The sequence below is a fragment of the Nonomuraea deserti genome, from assembly GCF_004348685.1.
Classification (GTDB): domain Bacteria; phylum Actinomycetota; class Actinomycetes; order Streptosporangiales; family Streptosporangiaceae; genus Nonomuraea; species Nonomuraea deserti.
The window spans coordinates 14,687-30,643 of record NZ_SMKO01000110.1; the positions used below are offsets into that span (position 1 = coordinate 14,687).

A 15,957-nucleotide genomic window follows, 5' to 3' on the forward strand; every position below is an offset into this window, starting at 1 on the left:
CGTGATGGCTCGCGGGCCGCGCGGCTCGGGGAAGGTGCCGCGGTGATGTTGATCTGCCCTAATCTCGTCGGTGTGGGAAGGCCGGAGTCAGGTGCAGAACATCACGGTACCGAATTGTGCGCCGTACTTGAACGCATCACCTATGCAGACGAGACCAGCGGCTACACGATCGCCCGGGTGGCGGCCGAGCGTTCCGGCGCGGATCTGCTGACCGTCGTCGGCCCGCTGCTGGGCGCGCAGGTGGGCGAGTCGCTGCGGCTGCGGGGCCGCTGGACCTCCCATCCCCGCTACGGCCGCCAGTTCGAGGTGTGGTCCTACACCACGGTGCTGCCGGCCACCGTGCAGGGCATCCGCCGCTATCTCGGCTCGGGGCTGATCAAGGGCATCGGCCCGAAGATGGCCGAGCGGATCGTCGACCATTTCGGCGTCGACACGCTGGAGGTCATCGAGCGGGAACCGCAGCGCCTGGCCGAGGTGCCGGGGCTGGGTCCCAAGCGGACGAAGATGATCGCCGCCGCCTGGGAGGAACAGAAGATCATCAAAGAGGTGATGATCTTCCTGCAGGGTGTCGGCGTGTCCACCTCGATCGCGGTGCGCATCTTCAAGCAGTACGGCGAGTCGTCCATCTCCGTCGTCAGGACCCAGCCGTACAAACTGGCCGACGACGTGTGGGGGATCGGGTTCAAGACGGCCGACACCATCGCCCAGGCGGTCGGCATCCCGCACGACAGCCCCGAGCGGGTCATGGCCGGGCTGCGCTACACGCTGTCGCAGGCCGCCGACGACGGCCACTGCTACCTGCCGGCCCCCAATCTGGTGGGCGACGCGGTCAAGATCCTGGAGGTGCCCGCCGACCTGGTGGCCGACTGCCTGGAGCAGCTGGTGGCGGCCGAGGGCGTGGTGCGCGAGCCGATCCCCGCCGGCGACAACGTGGTGCCGGCCGTCTACCTGCCGCCCTTCCACCGGGCCGAGCTGTCGCTGGCCTCCGGCCTGCGGGGCCTGCTGGGCAACGGCCACGACCGGCTCAAGGCGTTCGCCGACGTCGACTGGGAGCGGGCCGAGCAGTGGCTGCGCGGCCAGACGGGCGCCGAGCTGGCGGCCGAGCAGCGCCAGGCGGTGCGCCTGGCGCTGACGGAGAAGGTCGCGGTGCTGACCGGCGGGCCGGGCTGCGGCAAGAGCTTCACCGTACGCTCGATCGTGCTGCTGGCCAGGGCCAAGCGGGCCCGGGTGATCCTGGCCGCGCCGACGGGCCGGGCGGCCAAGCGCCTGGCGGAGCTCACCGGCCACGAGGCCACCACGGTGCACCGGCTGCTGCAGCTGCGGCCCGGCGGCGAGGCCACCTTCGACCGCGACAACCCGCTGGACGCCGACCTCGTCGTGGTCGACGAGGCGTCGATGCTGGATCTGCTGCTGGCCAACAAGCTCGTCAAGGCGGTCGCCCCCGGCGCGCACCTGCTGTTCGTCGGCGACGTCGACCAGCTGCCCTCGGTCGGCGCCGGCGAGGTGCTCAAGGACCTGCTGGCCGCCGAGGACGTGCCGCGCGTGCGGCTGACGCAGATCTTCCGCCAGGCGCAGGAGTCCGGCGTCGTGGTCAACGCCCACCGCGTCAACACCGGTCGTCACCCGGTCCTGGAGGGCATGGGGGACTTCTTCCTGTTCCCGTGCGAGGAGCCGGAGGAGATCGCGGCGCTGACGGTCGACGTGGTCGCCCGCCGCATCCCGCGCCGGTTCCGGCTCGATCCGCGCCGCGACGTGCAGGTGCTGGCGCCGATGCACCGCGGCGCGGCCGGGGCGGGCGCGCTCAACACCGCCTTGCAGGAGGCGCTGACGCCGGCCCGGGAGGGCATGCCGGAGCGCCGCTACGGCGGCCGCGTCTTCCGCGTCGGCGACAAGGTCACCCAGCTGCGCAACAACTACGACAAGGGCGCGGCCGGGGTGTTCAACGGCACGGTCGGCATCGTCACCGACATCCGTCCCGACGAGCACAAGCTGACCGTCCTGACCGACGAGGACGAGGCGGTCGACTACGCCTTCGACGAGCTGGACGAGCTGGCCCACGCCTACGCGGTCTCCATCCACCGCTCGCAGGGCAGCGAATATCCCGCGGTCGTCATCCCGCTGGCCACCAGCGCCTGGATGATGTTGCAGCGCAATCTGCTCTACACCGCCATCACGCGCGCCAAGAAGCTCGTCGTGATCGTCGGCTCGCGCCGGGCTCTGGCCCAGGCCGTGCGCACCAAAGGGGCGGGACGCCGGCACACCGGCCTCACCCACCGCCTCGCAACGCGCTGACCTGCGGTTGATCGCCCCCGCAGAAGTAATTGAAATGTGACCGAACTCTCCTAAATCATTCGTCGTCTTACAAGAAGGAGCATTATGGTTTTTGGGGTGCCTTTGGTGCCCTAGTGGGAAAGGACTGTCTTGAACGTTGCGCCTGCCTGGAGGAAGCCCGCCACCGCGTTCGCGCTGCTCACTGCGGCGGCGCTGACGGCCTCATGCTCCGGTGGCGCCCCCTCGGGAACACCCGACGCCCCCGAGGCCACCACCTCGGCCACCCCGCAGGCACCCACCATCAAGATCACCCCCGCCGAGGGCAGCGCCAAGGTCAGCCCGGAGAAGAAGATCACCGTCATGGCCTCCGGCGGCGCCCTGGAGGACGTGACCGTCGAGGGCGACGACGAGCCGGTCGAGGGCCGCTTCAACACCGACAGGACCAGGTGGGTCTCCAAGACGCCGCTCAAGCCGTCCACCGACTACACGGTCACCGCCAAGGCCGGCGTCACCTCCTCCACCAGCGACTTCACCACCGCCAAACCCGAGCGCGCGCTGCAGATCGTCGACGTCACCCCCAACGCCAAGGGCGAGACCCTCGGCGTCGGCGCGCCCATCATCGTGACCTTCAACCAGCCCGTCACCAGCAAGGCCGCCATCGAGCGCGCCCTCGAGGTGGAGGCGGAAAAGCCCGTCGACGGCGCCTGGCGCTGGGTCGCCGACAACAAGGTCATCTACCGCACCGCCAAATACTGGCCGGCCCACCAGAAGGTGAAGTTCCACGCCGACATCACCGGCGTCAAGGGCGGCAAGGGCCTCTACGGCGTCAAGGACTACACCGCGAACCTCAAGATCGGCGCCAAGCAGATCAGCAAGGTCGACGCCGCCAAGCACATGATGTACGTCTACAAGGACGGCAAGCGCGTCCAGACCATGCGCATCAGCGCCGGCATGGCCACCACCCGCGAATACACCACCACCTCCGGCGTGCACCTGACCATGGAACGTGCGAACCCCGTCCGCATGATCTCCCCGGGCCGCAAGAAGGGCGACCCCGGCTACTACGACGTCATGATCGACCACGCGGTGCGGATCTCCAACTCCGGCGAGTACGTCCACGCCAAGAACAACGTCTGGGCCCAGGGCGTGCGCAACGTCAGCCACGGCTGCATCAACGCCCGCCCCGACCAGGCCAAATGGTTCTACGACAACGTCCAGCGCGGCGACGTCGTCGAGATCAAGGGCACCGACCGCGAGCTAGAATGGAACAACGGCTGGGGCTACTGGCAGCTGTCGTTCTCCAAGTGGAAGAAGGGCAGCGCCCTGAAGGAGAAGACCTGACCTCCATGCACATCCGCAAGGGCCACGCCGGCGACGTCCCCGCCGTGCTCGCCATGTTCGACAGCGCCGTGGCCTGGCTGGTCTCGCAGGGCCGCACCGGCCAGTGGGGCAGCCGCCCGTTCACCGGCGACGACAAACGCACCCGGCAGATCGCCGGCTGGGCCGAAGGCGACGGCATGCGCATCGCCGAGGTCGCCGGCCGGCCCGCCGGCTGCCTGGTCGTCGGCGCCCCCCACGACTACGTCACCCCCGCCGCCGAGAGCGAGCTGTACGTCCAGTGCCTGGTCATCGACCAGGCCTTCGCCGGGCACGGCGTCGGCCGGGCCCTGCTCGACCACGCCTACGAGCAGGCCCGCGAGCTCGGCGTGAGCCTGCTGCGCGTCGACTGCTACGCCGGCGACGACGGCCGCCTGGTCGCCTACTACGAAAGCTGCGGCTTCACCCGCACGGCCCCCTTCACCGTGGGGGAGTGGCCGGGCATGCTCCTGCAGCGCCGCGTCACCTGAACGGCGGGCCGCCCTCTAGATTGCCGTCATGACTGTCGACGATCTCATCCCGTCCGCCGGTGAGTCGCCGCGAGCCTCGCGGCCGGTGACCCAGGCCGTGATCCTCGCCGGCGGGCAGGGCTCCCGCCTGCGCCCCTACACCGACACCCGGCCCAAGCCGATGGTCGAGATCCCCGGCACCGGCCTGCCCATCATCGGCCACCAGCTGGAATGGCTGGCGGCCGAGGGGGTGACCGACGCCGTCATCTCCTGCGGCTACCTGGCCGAGGTGGTGCTCGACTGGCTCGGCACGGCGCGCCTGCCCCTCACGGCCACCGCGGTGGTCGAGGCGGAAGCGCTCGGGCGCGGGGGCGGGCTGAAGTTCGCCGCCGCCGCACTGCCCCGCCCCGACGAGCCGTGGTACGCCACCAACGGCGACATCTGGACCCGCTTCGGCCTGCGCGCCATGGCGGCCTTCCATCACGAGCGCGACGCGCACGCCACGCTCGCCCTGGCCCGCCCCCGGCTGCCGTGGGGAACCGTCGACGTCGACCGTTTCGGCAACGTCCTGGACTTCGTCGAGGCCCCGCCCTCGCCCTATCCGGTCAACGCCGGCGTCTACGTCTTCTCCGCCTCGTTCGCCTCGATGCTCCCGGATCTCGGCGACCACGAGCGCAGCACCTTCCCGCGCCTGGCGCGGCAGCGCCGCCTGGCGGGGTACGAGTTGCCGCAAGGGGTGTACTGGCGCGCCATCGACACGGCCAAGGACCTGAACGAGGCCGCCGGGGAACTGGCCGCCTGGCGCTCCCGATCGTGAGGCTCGCCCGGTCACCGGCCCGCGGCGGCAGCCGGGCAGGAGACGTCCTTCGCCGGCAGGGTGCGGTGGCCGATCCGGCCGGCGATGAGGCCGTCGGCGCAGCTGTCGCCGAGGATGCCGTGGTTCCATCCCTCCACGGTGACGAACGCGGCCCTCCTGCCGAAGGCGCGGTGGGTGGCGAGGGCTCCGCCGAGGTCGGCGTGGGACTGACGGGGTCTTGGGGTGCGGGTTGTCGGCTTGATGTGCGCCGTTGCGCCTGCTCCATGCGGAGACGTCTGGGTCTGCTCAAGACGCCAGGGCCATGCTCCGGCAACGGCGCCGAGGTCCTCGCGATCACGACACAAGCAGGGGTGCCGGTAAGAAACGTGTCATGACCCCCAACCAAGCTTGACCGTCTTGCGGGACATGCGTTTCATGCGAACGCCTGTGAAACAGCCGCCGCGGGCTGACGCGTCCAGCGGAATATCGCGGCGAGAACTTCGGCCTGGACACCAGGAGGGCCGCTATCGAACCTTCCCGACCATCAGCCCTCATTGCGGTTGTGGAGGGTCGCCATGTGGAGTCCGGTCGCGTCCCACCATGCGATCACGAGGTGGCCGGCGTGGTCGCGGATGAGCGTGGGACGGGCGAACACGTCGCCGGCGGCGATGGGACGGGTCGTACAGCTGGTGCCGAGACACGAGATCAGCACAATGCTGGTCCCTTGCCGTCCGGCGACGAGGACTCGGCCGGATCGATCAAGGGAGACTGCCGGGGGCCGGTCGGGTGCCCGGCGCGGTGGGATGTGGGCGGGCGATGGGGAGTCGCGCCGAGTCGGTTCGCGCGCAGTCCGGGGATTGACAGCTCACGAGCGCGGGAGGGCCGTTTCTGCCTTCGTACAGCACCACGGGGCGCCCGTCGGGCCGTGTGATCACCTCGACGCCCTGGGCCCCTTCCCGGGAGACCTGATTGATCACGATGGGTTTCCGGCATTCGGTCAAGTCGCACGAATGGATGCTGAGCGTGCCTTTGTGCCGATGTGCCACCGCCGCGATGATTCGCCCGTTGGCTGACGCGGCGACGTCGACGATCGGCTCCGCGTCGACGTCCTGCGTGGTGGCCTTGGTCGTGTCCGTGCATCGCGGATCCCGGCAGGTCACCAGGGTCAACCCGGCCTTGTGGCCGGGCCGGTTCTTCTGATAGGCGATCACCGCGCGCCCATCGGAGCCCACGTCAGTGACCAGGGACGGGAACGTCCGGCCGGGGACCTCCAGATCAGTGCCGGGAACGCAACGGGCTCGGTGATCGCAAAGCCACGATGTGAGGTTCGGTTCTTGGATCCGCGCCACGAAGTAGCCGTCGCCGGGCCCGACGGAGACGTCGCCGAACACCTCACCTCCCGGGCTTTCCAACGTGGCCCAGCGATGCTCGCGGCAGCGGCGATCATCGCAGATCAGCTGTTTTTCGGCCGATACCAGCGAGGGACGGCCATCCCGGCCAACGACGAAGGCGTCGATGCCGTCGCGGTCGTAGTCCATCCAGGTCAGCCGGGTGTGGGTGACCCCCGAGCGTGGGTCGATGGTGTGCTCCCAATGGTCGCCGGTGGTGATCTCCCGCCAGGAAAGCGGGTTGAACACCGCCATCCCGGCCAGCAGCAGCCCTGGAAGCAGGAGCCCGCCGAGGGCGATGGGTGGTCGCGGTTGCCATGACTGTCCGGGGCCGGGCAGTCCATCGCGGAGGGCGGGCAACTCTCCCTCCGGCACCGCCTTGAGGAACAGTACGGCGAGCACCGCCCCTTGAACCGGGACGGTCAGCAGGAGGAGCGGAAGGCCGATAGCCGCGGCCGGCACGACATCGGCCGCCCGGTCGCTCATCCAGTACGCGCCCACGACCGCCAGCACCGGAAGGATCATGCCGGCGACCAGCGTTGCCGAGATCGCCAGGCGCTTGCCGGAGGCCACACTGAGGGCCCTGGCCAGGGCACCGACAAGCCCTTGTCGTTCCAGCACCACAGCGGGTATCGTCAGCGCGCCCTGAATCGCGACCAGACCCAGAAGGAGCACCACGAACACCCGGCCCGGGCCTGGCCCGGTCACGAGGCAGGACGAGATGAGCACAGCCGCGCCGGCCACGACACCGAGGATGACGAACCCGAGCAACGCGGGCCAGCGGGCCAGGCACGCCCGCAACGCTCCCGCCGGCGAGATCGGCCGGTTGAGGAGGCGACCGGCTGCAATGAGCGTGGTGGCGGAGACGACCAGCACGTTCGCGAACGCACCCACCGCTAGGCCCACGGCGGCTGAGAAGAGAAGCGCCGGTCCCGGCTGCCCGGTGTATCCCGGCCGGCCGTTGACGAGCGCCACCTGTTCACCGACGACCAGCGTCAACGCTGATCCGATCAGGAGGACCAGCGGGGCCAGGGTCAACACCACGGCTGTGACCATCGCGATCCATGCCCGTCGTACCAGGGTCATCGCCCCGCGGAGAGTTCCTGTGCGCCGGATGTCAGCACGCCACGGCCCATCGCCCATATCAGTCATTTGCCGACCATACGGTCCGTCGATTTACAACGGCTTATCGTGCGCGAATGCCCCTTCAGGAGGGTGTGCGTGCGGTGGTGGTCACTGCTTGCAGGCCGGTTCCAGCAGGTCCAGCACGCGTTTCACCTGGCGAGGGATGTGCCGGAGCTGGGCGCTGCGGCATAGAGGGCTCGAGCGGCAGGGTCTGACGCGGCGGGAACGGGGTGGTGGTTCGACATCGTGCCTCCTGCCACGGTGGTCGGTGGCCGAGCATGGTCGGTGCTGGGCCGGAAGCAGATTTCCGGCATCGAGTGGCCGCGTTGGTGGAGCCCGAGCGCGTGGGCGCGTACGGCCGGCGTCGGGACGGTGCGTGGGCCGTGCCCTGATACCCAGTAGCCTGCGGCCATGACTGAGATCCTGAGGCTGACGCCCGATGATGCCTTGGCGATGCTGCTGGAGGGCAACCAGCGCTTCGTCGCCGGTACGCCGGAGCACCCCAACCAAGATGCCGCCCGCCGCGCCGAGACCGCGCCGGCGCAGAGCCCGTTCGCGGTGCTGTTCGGGTGTTCCGATTCCCGGCTGGCCGCCGAGATCATCTTCGATCGGGGCCTGGGTGATCTGTTCGTGGTCCGCACGGCCGGGCACGTGGCCGGCACCGAGGTGCTGGGCAGCATAGAGTTCGGGGTGAGCGTGCTGGGCTGCCCGCTGGTCGTGGTCTTGGGCCATGAGTCGTGCGGGGCTATCGCGGCGGCCTGCGCCGCCGCGGACGGCGGCAGCACCCCGGCCGGGTTCGTCCGTGACGTCGTCGAGCGGGTGATGCCGAGCGTGCTGGCGGCCCGCGCCGCCGGACACGATCAGGGCGAGCAGATCCTGCATGAGCACATCCGACACAGCGCCGACCTGCTGCTGGAGCGCTCTCGCGTGCTGGCCGAGCGGGTGGCCGATGGCCGCCTGGCGGTGGTGGGCCTGTCGTATCGGCTGGCCGACGGCAGTGCGCGGCTGGTCGCCGCGCATGGCCTGAGCAGGGCTGCGGTCTAGAAAGGCGTCCGGGTGGCGGCCCCGGATTGCCCGGGCGAGCAGGGCATTGAACGTGCCCGGGCAGAGGGCTGGGCCCTGGGGGTGGTGGCGCTGCCAGGCTGCTCCACCTTGCGGGCGGGGCACCGGACCGTCATTGATCATCGTCGCGTCGCTGTGCGGATTGCGGCGGCAAACAGCAGTGGAAGGATGGCGAGGGTGACGGCAAGACCTGGTGACATCGACAGTGCGGCCGTGGACAGTGCGGCCATCGACAGGGCGGCCGGGGTGCTGCGCGGCGGAGGTCTGGTGGCCTTCCCGACCGAGACCGTCTATGGGCTGGGTGCCAACGCCGCCGACGGCGCCGCCGTCACGCGCGTCTTCCAGGCCAAGGGGCGTCCGCCCTCCCACCCGCTGATCGTCCACCTCGCCGACGCGGAGCAATTGGGCGACTGGGTGGCGGACGTGCCCGCCCCCGCGCGGCTGCTGGCCGAGCGCTTCTGGCCGGGGCCGTTGACGCTGGTGCTGCGGCGCGGCGGCCGGGTGCCCCTGGAGACGACCGGCGGCCTGGAGACGGTGGCCGTGCGCGTGCCCGCCCATCCTGTCGCGCTCGCGCTGCTGGCGGCTTTCGGCGGCGGCATCGCGGCCCCCTCAGCCAACCGCTTCGGCTCGGTCAGCCCCACCACGGCCGGCCACGTCCGCGCCGAACTCGGCGACGCCGTCGACGTCGTGCTGGACGGCGGGTCCTGCCAGGTCGGCGTCGAGTCGACCATCGTCGACGCCACGGGCGAGGCCCTGAGCATCCTGCGGCCCGGCGGAGTGACGCGCGAAGATCTGCAAGCGGCACTGGGGCGCCCGCTCGAGGTCCCCGCGACAAGCCACATCCGGGTGCCCGGCCAGCATCCCTCGCACTACGCGCCGCAGGCCCGGGTCGTCCTGGTCGCGCCCGACAAGGTGATCGCCGAAGCGGAACGTGCGCAGGAATCGGGGCACCAGGTGGGCGTCCTGCTTCCTGTCGCCTTCGCCGACGCCGAGGTGAAAGCGCACGCCGTGGTGGCGCTGCCCGCGTCGATGCCCGCCTATGCGCGCGAGCTGTACGCCTTCTTGCGCGAACTCGACCAGCGAGGCTGCGACCTCATCATCGCGTCCCCTCCGGCGGAGCAGGGGATGGGAGCCGCGATCGCCAACCGGCTGCGCCGGGCCGCAGGACCTCGGCCCGCCGTGTGAGCGGCACCGCGGCCCCTCTGTCTGACAATGACCGGCCGGGCAGACGTAGACGGGGTGTCGGGACTCTACTCACGAGTATTAGCGCTAAGCCCGGGTGGATCCGCACGTAGACGGCCTTACGAAGCCGGTCCGGCGTGTTTATCTAACAGTCGTTAGATATCCACGCCCCGAGGGAGCGCCGGGAGGACCACCGAGTCCGGCCCAGGCGTTCATCGTCCTGTCCTGCGCCCCCCATACGCGGGCATTTCGGGACCCGTGCTCTGCCACAATCCAGAGCCATGGCTGTTATCCAAGCGCACGAGTTGCTGCCGGACGGGCCCCGGATATTCGTGGCGGCCACCGCGGTATGGTCCGATCCGCCGTCGCCCGTCGCCCGTCGCCCGTCGCCCGTCGCCCGTCGCCCGTCGCCCGAACGCCGACGGCTTTGAGGTAGTCATTGCGGGCCGTGACCACCTGGACCTGCGAGACGCGGCTCGCACGCAGGCGTATCTGCGGGATGTGCGCCCGCAAGCGGTGGTGCTCGCCTTGAAATGGCTTCGGATCGGAAACCGGGGCGCCACGCGGGGTCAACCATCCGGGCGTGAGCCGGTGACACTTTGGACATCACGGCGGGCGTCGCGGCGGTTGGCGTGCACACTGGTGATCGTGACGGTCGTCAGGACCACGATGATGACGCCGAGTGAGACAAGGGTGGGGATGTCTGGGACCGCAGGCCAGATGCCGTGCGCCCAGTGCAGGAGGAGTTTGACCCCGATGAAACCGAGAATGACGCCGAGCCCGTGGTTGAGGTGCCGTAGCTTCTCCAGCACGCCCAGCAGCACGAAGTACAGCGCCCGCAGGCCCAGCAGGGCGAAGGCGTTGGTGGCGAAGACGAGGAAGGGGTCTTCGGTCACGCCGTACACCGCGGGCACCGAGTCAACCGCGAAGACGATGTCGGTGGCGAACACGGCCACGATGGCCAGCGCCAACGGGGTCAGGGCGCGTCGGCCCTGCTCGTGGACCATCAGGCGAGGGCCGCGGTAGTCGCCGGTGACCGGCATGAAGCGCCGCAGCAGGCGGACCGAGCGCATCGAGGAGATGTCCACCTCCTTCTCCTTGCCGCTTAGCGCGTCGGCGAGGATCTTCCCCGCGGTGACGATCAGGATCGCGCCGAACAGCAGGAACGCCCAGGTACCCCTCTGCAGCGCTGCCGCGCCCAAGGCGATGAAGACCGCGCGCAGCGCCAGTGCCCCGATGATGCCGTACAGCAGCACCCGCTGGGCCAGCTCGCGGGGCACCGCGAAGGCCGACAGCAGCAGCATGAACACGAACAGGTTGTCCACCGACAGCGACTTCTCCACCACGTACCCGGTGTAGAACTCCACCGACGCCTGCGATCCGAACGCACGCCACACATAGACGCCGAACAGCAGAGGAAGCGCCAGGTAGAAGACCGACCAGCCGACCGCCTCCCGCATCCGCACCTCATGCGGCCGCCGCGTCACGAGGAAATCCGCGCCCAGCAGCAGCGCGAGGCAGCCAACGGTGATCGCCCACAGCTGCGGCGAGCCGATCGTCTCCAGCGGAGCAGCCGTCATCAGACTGGTTGGGGCGGGCATGGAACCTCCTCGAACGCGACAGGGCTGTTCGAGGTCTCCTTCACCCACGACCGTGCGGGCGGCCGCCCGGGGACGAGGTCACGCCCGTACTGACCGGGTCGGCTCTTGGGAAGTACTCCCCTCGCCCTTCCAGGCTAGGCGAACCCCCTGGTCAGCTCCACTTCGGCGGCTCCCATGGTGATCGTCAAGCGTTTGACCGGCGCCGCGAGCTGGGCCGATAGTGGAAGGAGCACGCAAGGGGAGTACCCGCCATCCGGCATCCCGGTCGTCATCACGGTCTGCACGCCTGGACAGGCCCGGCGGGATGGCCCTCTGCCATCTTGCTCGCGGCCTGGCCGACGCGGCTGCAGAGGCGGAGGGTGCGGGAAGACCTTCGTCCTCGTGGCCGCATCTCCAGGCGAGGCCGAGGGGGAGTCCTTATGTCGATCAGCGTGCTGCTTGAGATCTTGGCGGGGATCCTGCTGATCTTTTCGGCGATCATCAGCGCCGCTGCGCTGTGGGTTCCACCGCGACGGTCCCACGCCGCCGTCCGCCGCCGCGCCGCCTCCCGCAGGCAGCCTGTCGAGGACCGCCCGGATTGGCCGGGAAGGCGTGGCTGACAAGAATGCCGAGCCTGTCAACCTGCCGAAGTGCCCACCGGACCGCCAGCGGCCGGGGACAGGAACCTGAAGCACGCCGCGCCGACGGTTCGTCGATGCCCGTCGTGGTGGCATCGCAGGCTTCGATCAGTCAGGGCCGGTGATCCGCCGGGCGACTGCCGCGGCTGCGCCGCCGAGCGTGATCCCGCTCGCCAGAGCGGCACCCAGTCGCCCAGCCGCACGTACGGCGTCTCCTCGACCGACGGCGGCACGTCCGCCACGAACGCCCCGCGTACTCGGGTGAGAACCAGGCCAGGCGCGCCGCGCGCGTCGAACGCCGCCGAGGTGCCTCTGCCTCTTGTTCGGCCTCGGCGCCGCTGCGCGTGTCAGGGCCTGCGACGGTACCGGCGAACAAGTCGATGAGCCATGCACGGGAACGGTGTTCTGGCTGGGATCACGCAGGTGGCGGCCCGGCACGACCGCGTACCGGTTGCGGCGGCCCTCACGTACCCGCTCCACGTAGCCCTCCTGCACCAGATCGGTGATGATCCCGTGCGCGGCGCGTTCGGTGATGCCGATGGTCGCGGCGATGTCCCGGATCCGCGCGCGGGGATTGCCGGCGAGGATCACCAGCACGCGGGCGTGGTTGGTCAGGAAGGTCCAGGTGGGCTCTCGGTCAGCCGCGCCTTCGGCGCCCACGATCTCCTCCGCCGGGTGGAAGTCGGAGCCTGACGACACCTGAACATTTTCAAGCGACATGTTCTTCAGGTGATCCATGCCCGAGGTTGAATCATGACCGGCCCAGGTGCACGGCGAGTGCGGCGGTTCAGCCGGGCTCGGCCTCGCCCGGTGGCTGTGGCGCGGCCGCCGGGCCTTGATGCTGCCTGCACGACCTGGATAGCCTCCTCCACCGACGCCTCGATGTGGAAGGCGGTCAACGGGCCGGTGACGGTCAAGATGCGCTCCAGGTGGTGGGGACGGCCGACAAGACCAGCGTGCTCTGCTGTTCCCGGCTCTGGCGCAGCAGCAGCAGCACCAAGATGCCGACGCCCATCGAATCGCAGAAGGTCAGCCCACTCAGGTCTACCATCAGCCCGGCCGACCGCGTCATCTCCCAAGCGTCCTTGAGCTGCCGGTGCAGCATCCTGGCATACGCGTAATCCAGCTCGCCCACCGCGCGCGCGAGGATGAAGTCCTCATGCAAACCGATGGAGACGGTGAACCGTTCCTCGGCACCATCGTCGGCGGCGCCGTTGACGCTGTCCTTGCCATCGGCGTTCATGAACCACCATCCTTGGCCTCACCCGGAAACGAGCACTGCGGTGCTGCCCCGGTAGCGAGCCGCAACACCATCGCGACTCCTTGGGATAAGGACACGTCCGATGGCCTTGCCGTTCCTGCGGGCCGACTCGTGGCCTTCCAGGGTGCGGTCGCGGATGAATTCGCGCTCCATCCCCGACAGCGCCGCCAGCACGGTGAACACCACGCCGGACGGGTCGTGGGCGCCTTGGAGTTCCCCCGTGAGGAACTCCAAGGCGACGCCCGCGGCGCGCAGCTGCTCGGCGAGTTCGGCCAGGGCCAGGCCGCGGCCGAGCCGTTTGTGCTCGTGCACGACCAGAGCGACGGCGATGCCGGAGGCGCGCATCTCGCGGGCCAGGGCCACAGCCCGCTCGAGTTCCGGGCGGCGGGTGGCGCCGTGGAGATCTTCTCGGAGAAGATCCGGCTCCACCCCGGCCGCCTTGAGGGAGTCCAGCTGAGTGTCCAGTGACTGGCGCACCGTCGAGGCGCGAGCGTAGCCGATCTTGGCCTGCCCGGATGTCTGAGTCCCGCCGGCGGGGCGGGGCAGCTCGACCCAGGCCGATCCGGGCTTGCGCAGCGCGGGGGTGGGCACGTTGAGCGCCTTGGCCAGCGCGGGCACCAGCCGGAAGCGGGCGGTGTGACACTGGGCGGCCACCTTGCCCCGGCTGTTTCACAGGCGAGGGCTCATGAAACACCGGCCGCCCCGCGGCGCGGGCCGCCGGCACGCTCGCCATCACCCGTTCGACGACGTCACGCGTGGGGCCGTGTGATCGCCCTGGTGAGCGACATGACTATCCCTTTCTCTCGTACTTGGTCTGCCCCCCGGTGGAGCTTGACCTTGTTGATCCGCTTGATGCTTCGGCATCTCCTCCAGTCGACCGTCGCTCCCGGCACGCATCCTGCCTGATCGGCGCCCTGTCCTCCCTCGGCGCCCGGCGGGCAGGCCGTCACGACCATCCCGTGGCCCTGCCCAGCGGGGAGTCGTCGCCCGGGCTCAGCGGCCCGGCCAGGAACACCGGCGCCTGCGCCATGAACCGCGGCCGCTCGCCCAGATGCTCCTGGGCGGCGTGCACCGTGAACGGATGCACCACGTACACGTCTCCCGGCAGGCCCGTCGCCGACTCCACCGGCCGTTCCCGCCCGGCCGCGTCCAGCAGCGGCCCCAGCTCGATCGGGTCAAGCACCCGCTCGTCCAGCAGCGCGGCCACCTCGCGCTGGGAGCCGGCCCGGATCCTGGTCGGCGCGTCACGCGGCCCCACCTCGGACAACAGCACCAGCAGCAGCAACGTCTGAGGACGCCCGCTCACCCCGTAGCCTCCGCCCGGCAGAACGGTGTTGGCGTCGATGTGCCAGCCGCGGTCATCGGCCGGCGCCACCCCCGGGAACCGCACCGGGATGTTGCCCGCGCTGCCGCGCGGCACCCACCGGCCGTGCCCGGCCACCGCGTCCAGCGCGGCGCGCAGCCGCTCACTGCCCATGATCTGCCCGAACGGCCCCTCACCGGTCAGGTCGGCGGTCCACACCACCGGCTTGGTCCACCCCGAAGGGTCGCCGGGCGACAGGCCGATGCGCTGCCACAGCAGCGCCCTGGCCGCGTCGCCCACCTCGCGCGGCACCACCGCCTCGACCTTGACGAACCCGCGCTCGACGAACGCCTCCACATCGATGACTCCCATGGCCGGCACGCTAGCAGCGCCGTCCAGCGCTTTTCCCCGCGGTCTTCGCCCCCGGACACGCACGAGCCCTCACGGGCCCTCAGGAGGGCTCACACGAGGGCTGGGCTCACACGAGGGCGAGCTGCGCCGCCCGAGGCTCGAGCGGCCGTGGCGGCGGCGCCCCGCAGGCCATCCCGTACACCTGGCACAGCTCGGCGATCTGCCCCGTGATGCGCTCCTCGTAGCCGGGGGAGGGCAGGCCCGCGCGGTCGTAGAGCTCCTCATAGCGCTCCACCAGGTGCGGATGCGCCCGCGCCAGCCACTGCGCGTACCACGCCCGGGTGCCGGGCGGCAGCCGCAGCACCACCGGCTCCACGGCCCTCGCGCCCGCCCCCGCGATGCGCCGCACCGTGGCCGTCAGCTGGTCGGCGGCGTCGCTGAGCAGCGGCAGCACCGGAGCCATCAGCACCCGGCAGTCCACGCCCGCCTCCACCAGCGCCGACACCAGCTCCAGCCGCGCCTGCGCGCCGGGCGCGCCCGGCTCGACCGCCCGCCGGATCCGCTCGTCGACGAACGCGATCGACACCGCCACCCGCGCCCCCGCCCGCGCCAGCAGCCCGGCGTCGCGCAGCACCAGCGCGCTCTTGGTGTAGACGGTGAACGGCACGCCCGCCCCGGCCAGCGCCGCGATCACGCCGGGCATCAGCCGGTAGGTCTCCTCGGCCACCTGATAGCAGTCGCCGCTGACCCCGACGGCCAGCTCCTGGCCGTCCCAGCGCGCCAGCTCCGCCCGCAGCCGCGCCACCGCGTTGGGCTTGACCACGATGCGCGTGTCGAAGTCGCCGCCCGCGTCCAGCCCCAGCCGCCGGTGCCCGGCACGGGCGCCGCACCCGAGACAGGCATGAGCACAACCACGGTAAGGGGACAGCGCCCACCTCTGAGCGATGCCCGCGGCCTGCGGCACCCGCTCGATCACCGTACGGGCCTGCAGCTCGTAGAAACCGCCGCGCACCACCGCGCGCCGCTCGATCAGCGGGCGATCGTCGGCGGCCTCAACCAGCGAAAGCGCATCCCAAGCCACACCCCCCAGTGGAACACGCATTCGACTGCGTTTTCAAGCGATTCCGCACACCCGCACACCCGCCCGCGCCCCGCCGACCCGACGCGCTGCCTC

The 15,957-nt window shown here is 70.5% G+C and carries 16 protein-coding genes; 7 read left to right on the plus strand and 9 right to left on the minus strand.

The window, feature by feature from the left end:
- The first annotated feature begins 45 nt into the window (after positions 1-45).
- The 4 genes from recD2 (at position 46) to E1292_RS31340 (ending at position 4,914) form a co-directional block, all read left to right on the plus strand.
- Positions 46-2,292: an SF1B family DNA helicase RecD2 gene (gene recD2, locus E1292_RS31325; RefSeq protein WP_246090461.1), complete on the plus strand. Its 2,247-nt coding sequence runs from the start codon at positions 46-48 to the stop codon at positions 2,290-2,292.
- 129 nt (positions 2,293-2,421) lie between these two features.
- Positions 2,422-3,612 carry a L,D-transpeptidase gene (locus E1292_RS31330; protein WP_132599446.1) on the plus strand — a complete coding sequence of 397 codons (1,191 nt, stop codon included), beginning with the start codon at positions 2,422-2,424 and terminating at the stop codon, positions 3,610-3,612.
- Positions 3,613-3,617: 5 nt separating this feature from the next.
- Positions 3,618-4,118, plus strand: coding sequence for a GNAT family N-acetyltransferase (locus tag E1292_RS31335; protein WP_132599448.1), 501 nt, complete (start codon positions 3,618-3,620; stop codon positions 4,116-4,118).
- Between the two features lie 28 nt (positions 4,119-4,146).
- Positions 4,147-4,914, plus strand: a complete 768-nt coding sequence (locus tag E1292_RS31340) for a nucleotidyltransferase family protein (RefSeq protein ID WP_132599450.1) — start codon at positions 4,147-4,149, stop codon at positions 4,912-4,914.
- Between the two features lie 11 nt (positions 4,915-4,925).
- Here the strand turns inward: E1292_RS31340 and E1292_RS56160 are convergent, their stop codons facing one another.
- The 3 genes from E1292_RS56160 to E1292_RS31345 all read right to left on the minus strand — a co-directional run bounded on the left by E1292_RS56160 (position 4,926) and on the right by E1292_RS31345 (position 7,367).
- Entirely contained in the window at positions 4,926-5,258 is a 333-nt protein-coding gene (locus E1292_RS56160; RefSeq protein ID WP_439331917.1) for an alpha/beta hydrolase, read from the minus strand.
- Positions 5,259-5,437: 179 nt separating this feature from the next.
- On the minus strand, positions 5,438-5,605 hold the full coding sequence (locus tag E1292_RS51505; protein ID WP_165974835.1) for a hypothetical protein: 168 nt from the start codon (positions 5,603-5,605) through the stop codon (positions 5,438-5,440).
- 46 nt (positions 5,606-5,651) lie between these two features.
- Complete coding sequence (locus E1292_RS31345) at positions 5,652-7,367, minus strand: hypothetical protein (RefSeq protein ID WP_132599452.1); 1,716 nt, start codon at positions 7,365-7,367, stop codon at positions 5,652-5,654.
- Positions 7,368-7,817: 450 nt separating this feature from the next.
- On the opposite strand from E1292_RS31345, the gene E1292_RS31350 reads away from it, so the two are divergent.
- A complete protein-coding gene (locus E1292_RS31350; protein WP_132599454.1) occupies positions 7,818-8,450 on the plus strand; it encodes a carbonic anhydrase in 633 nt (210 codons plus the stop codon).
- Between the two features lie 195 nt (positions 8,451-8,645).
- On the plus strand, positions 8,646-9,653 hold the full coding sequence (locus E1292_RS31355) for an L-threonylcarbamoyladenylate synthase (protein ID WP_246090462.1): 1,008 nt from the start codon (positions 8,646-8,648) through the stop codon (positions 9,651-9,653).
- 566 nt (positions 9,654-10,219) lie between these two features.
- Here the strand turns inward: E1292_RS31355 and E1292_RS31365 are convergent.
- On the minus strand, positions 10,220-11,251 hold the full coding sequence (locus tag E1292_RS31365) for a TerC family protein (protein ID WP_132599458.1): 1,032 nt from the start codon (positions 11,249-11,251) through the stop codon (positions 10,220-10,222).
- A 419-nt stretch (positions 11,252-11,670) separates the two neighbouring features.
- Between E1292_RS31365 and E1292_RS31370 the strand changes: the two genes are divergently transcribed.
- On the plus strand, positions 11,671-11,850 hold the full coding sequence (locus E1292_RS31370; protein WP_132599460.1) for a hypothetical protein: 180 nt from the start codon (positions 11,671-11,673) through the stop codon (positions 11,848-11,850).
- Between the two features lie 126 nt (positions 11,851-11,976).
- Here the strand turns inward: E1292_RS31370 and E1292_RS31375 are convergent, their stop codons facing one another.
- The 5 genes from E1292_RS31375 to E1292_RS31395 form a co-directional block, all read right to left on the minus strand.
- Positions 11,977-12,606 (minus strand): helix-turn-helix transcriptional regulator, encoded by a 630-nt coding sequence (locus E1292_RS31375; RefSeq protein ID WP_246090463.1) that lies wholly within the window; start codon positions 12,604-12,606, stop codon positions 11,977-11,979.
- Positions 12,607-12,781: 175 nt separating this feature from the next.
- The gene (locus E1292_RS31380) at positions 12,782-13,111 is read right to left on the minus strand and encodes an STAS domain-containing protein (protein ID WP_132599462.1); all 330 of its coding nucleotides are present in this window, start codon (positions 13,109-13,111) and stop codon (positions 12,782-12,784) included.
- 18 nt (positions 13,112-13,129) lie between these two features.
- Positions 13,130-13,783 (minus strand): recombinase family protein, encoded by a 654-nt coding sequence (locus tag E1292_RS31385; RefSeq protein WP_132599464.1) that lies wholly within the window; start codon positions 13,781-13,783, stop codon positions 13,130-13,132.
- 292 nt (positions 13,784-14,075) lie between these two features.
- Positions 14,076-14,804: a phytanoyl-CoA dioxygenase family protein gene (locus tag E1292_RS31390; RefSeq protein ID WP_132599467.1), complete on the minus strand. Its 729-nt coding sequence runs from the start codon at positions 14,802-14,804 to the stop codon at positions 14,076-14,078.
- 106 nt (positions 14,805-14,910) lie between these two features.
- Positions 14,911-15,864, minus strand: coding sequence for a radical SAM protein (locus E1292_RS31395; protein WP_246090464.1), 954 nt, complete (start codon positions 15,862-15,864; stop codon positions 14,911-14,913).
- Positions 15,865-15,957 lie beyond the last annotated feature (93 nt).

What these genes read in the sequence shown, in the direction of transcription:
- E1292_RS31370 (WP_132599460.1), top strand. Translation starts at nt 11,671, where the DNA reads ATGTCGATCAGCGTGCTGCTTGAGATCTTGGCGGGGATCCTGCTGATC.
- E1292_RS31380 (WP_132599462.1), bottom strand. Translation starts at nt 13,111, where the DNA reads ATGAACGCCGATGGCAAGGACAGCGTCAACGGCGCCGCCGACGATGGT.
- recD2 (WP_246090461.1), top strand. Translation starts at nt 46, where the DNA reads ATGTTGATCTGCCCTAATCTCGTCGGTGTGGGAAGGCCGGAGTCAGGT.
- E1292_RS31375 (WP_246090463.1), bottom strand. Translation starts at nt 12,606, where the DNA reads ATGGATCACCTGAAGAACATGTCGCTTGAAAATGTTCAGGTGTCGTCA.
- E1292_RS31365 (WP_132599458.1), bottom strand. Translation starts at nt 11,251, where the DNA reads ATGCCCGCCCCAACCAGTCTGATGACGGCTGCTCCGCTGGAGACGATC.
- E1292_RS31345 (WP_132599452.1), bottom strand. Translation starts at nt 7,367, where the DNA reads ATGACCCTGGTACGACGGGCATGGATCGCGATGGTCACAGCCGTGGTG.
- E1292_RS31335 (WP_132599448.1), top strand. Translation starts at nt 3,618, where the DNA reads ATGCACATCCGCAAGGGCCACGCCGGCGACGTCCCCGCCGTGCTCGCC.
- E1292_RS31340 (WP_132599450.1), top strand. Translation starts at nt 4,147, where the DNA reads ATGACTGTCGACGATCTCATCCCGTCCGCCGGTGAGTCGCCGCGAGCC.
- E1292_RS31350 (WP_132599454.1), top strand. Translation starts at nt 7,818, where the DNA reads ATGACTGAGATCCTGAGGCTGACGCCCGATGATGCCTTGGCGATGCTG.
- E1292_RS31390 (WP_132599467.1), bottom strand. Translation starts at nt 14,804, where the DNA reads ATGGGAGTCATCGATGTGGAGGCGTTCGTCGAGCGCGGGTTCGTCAAG.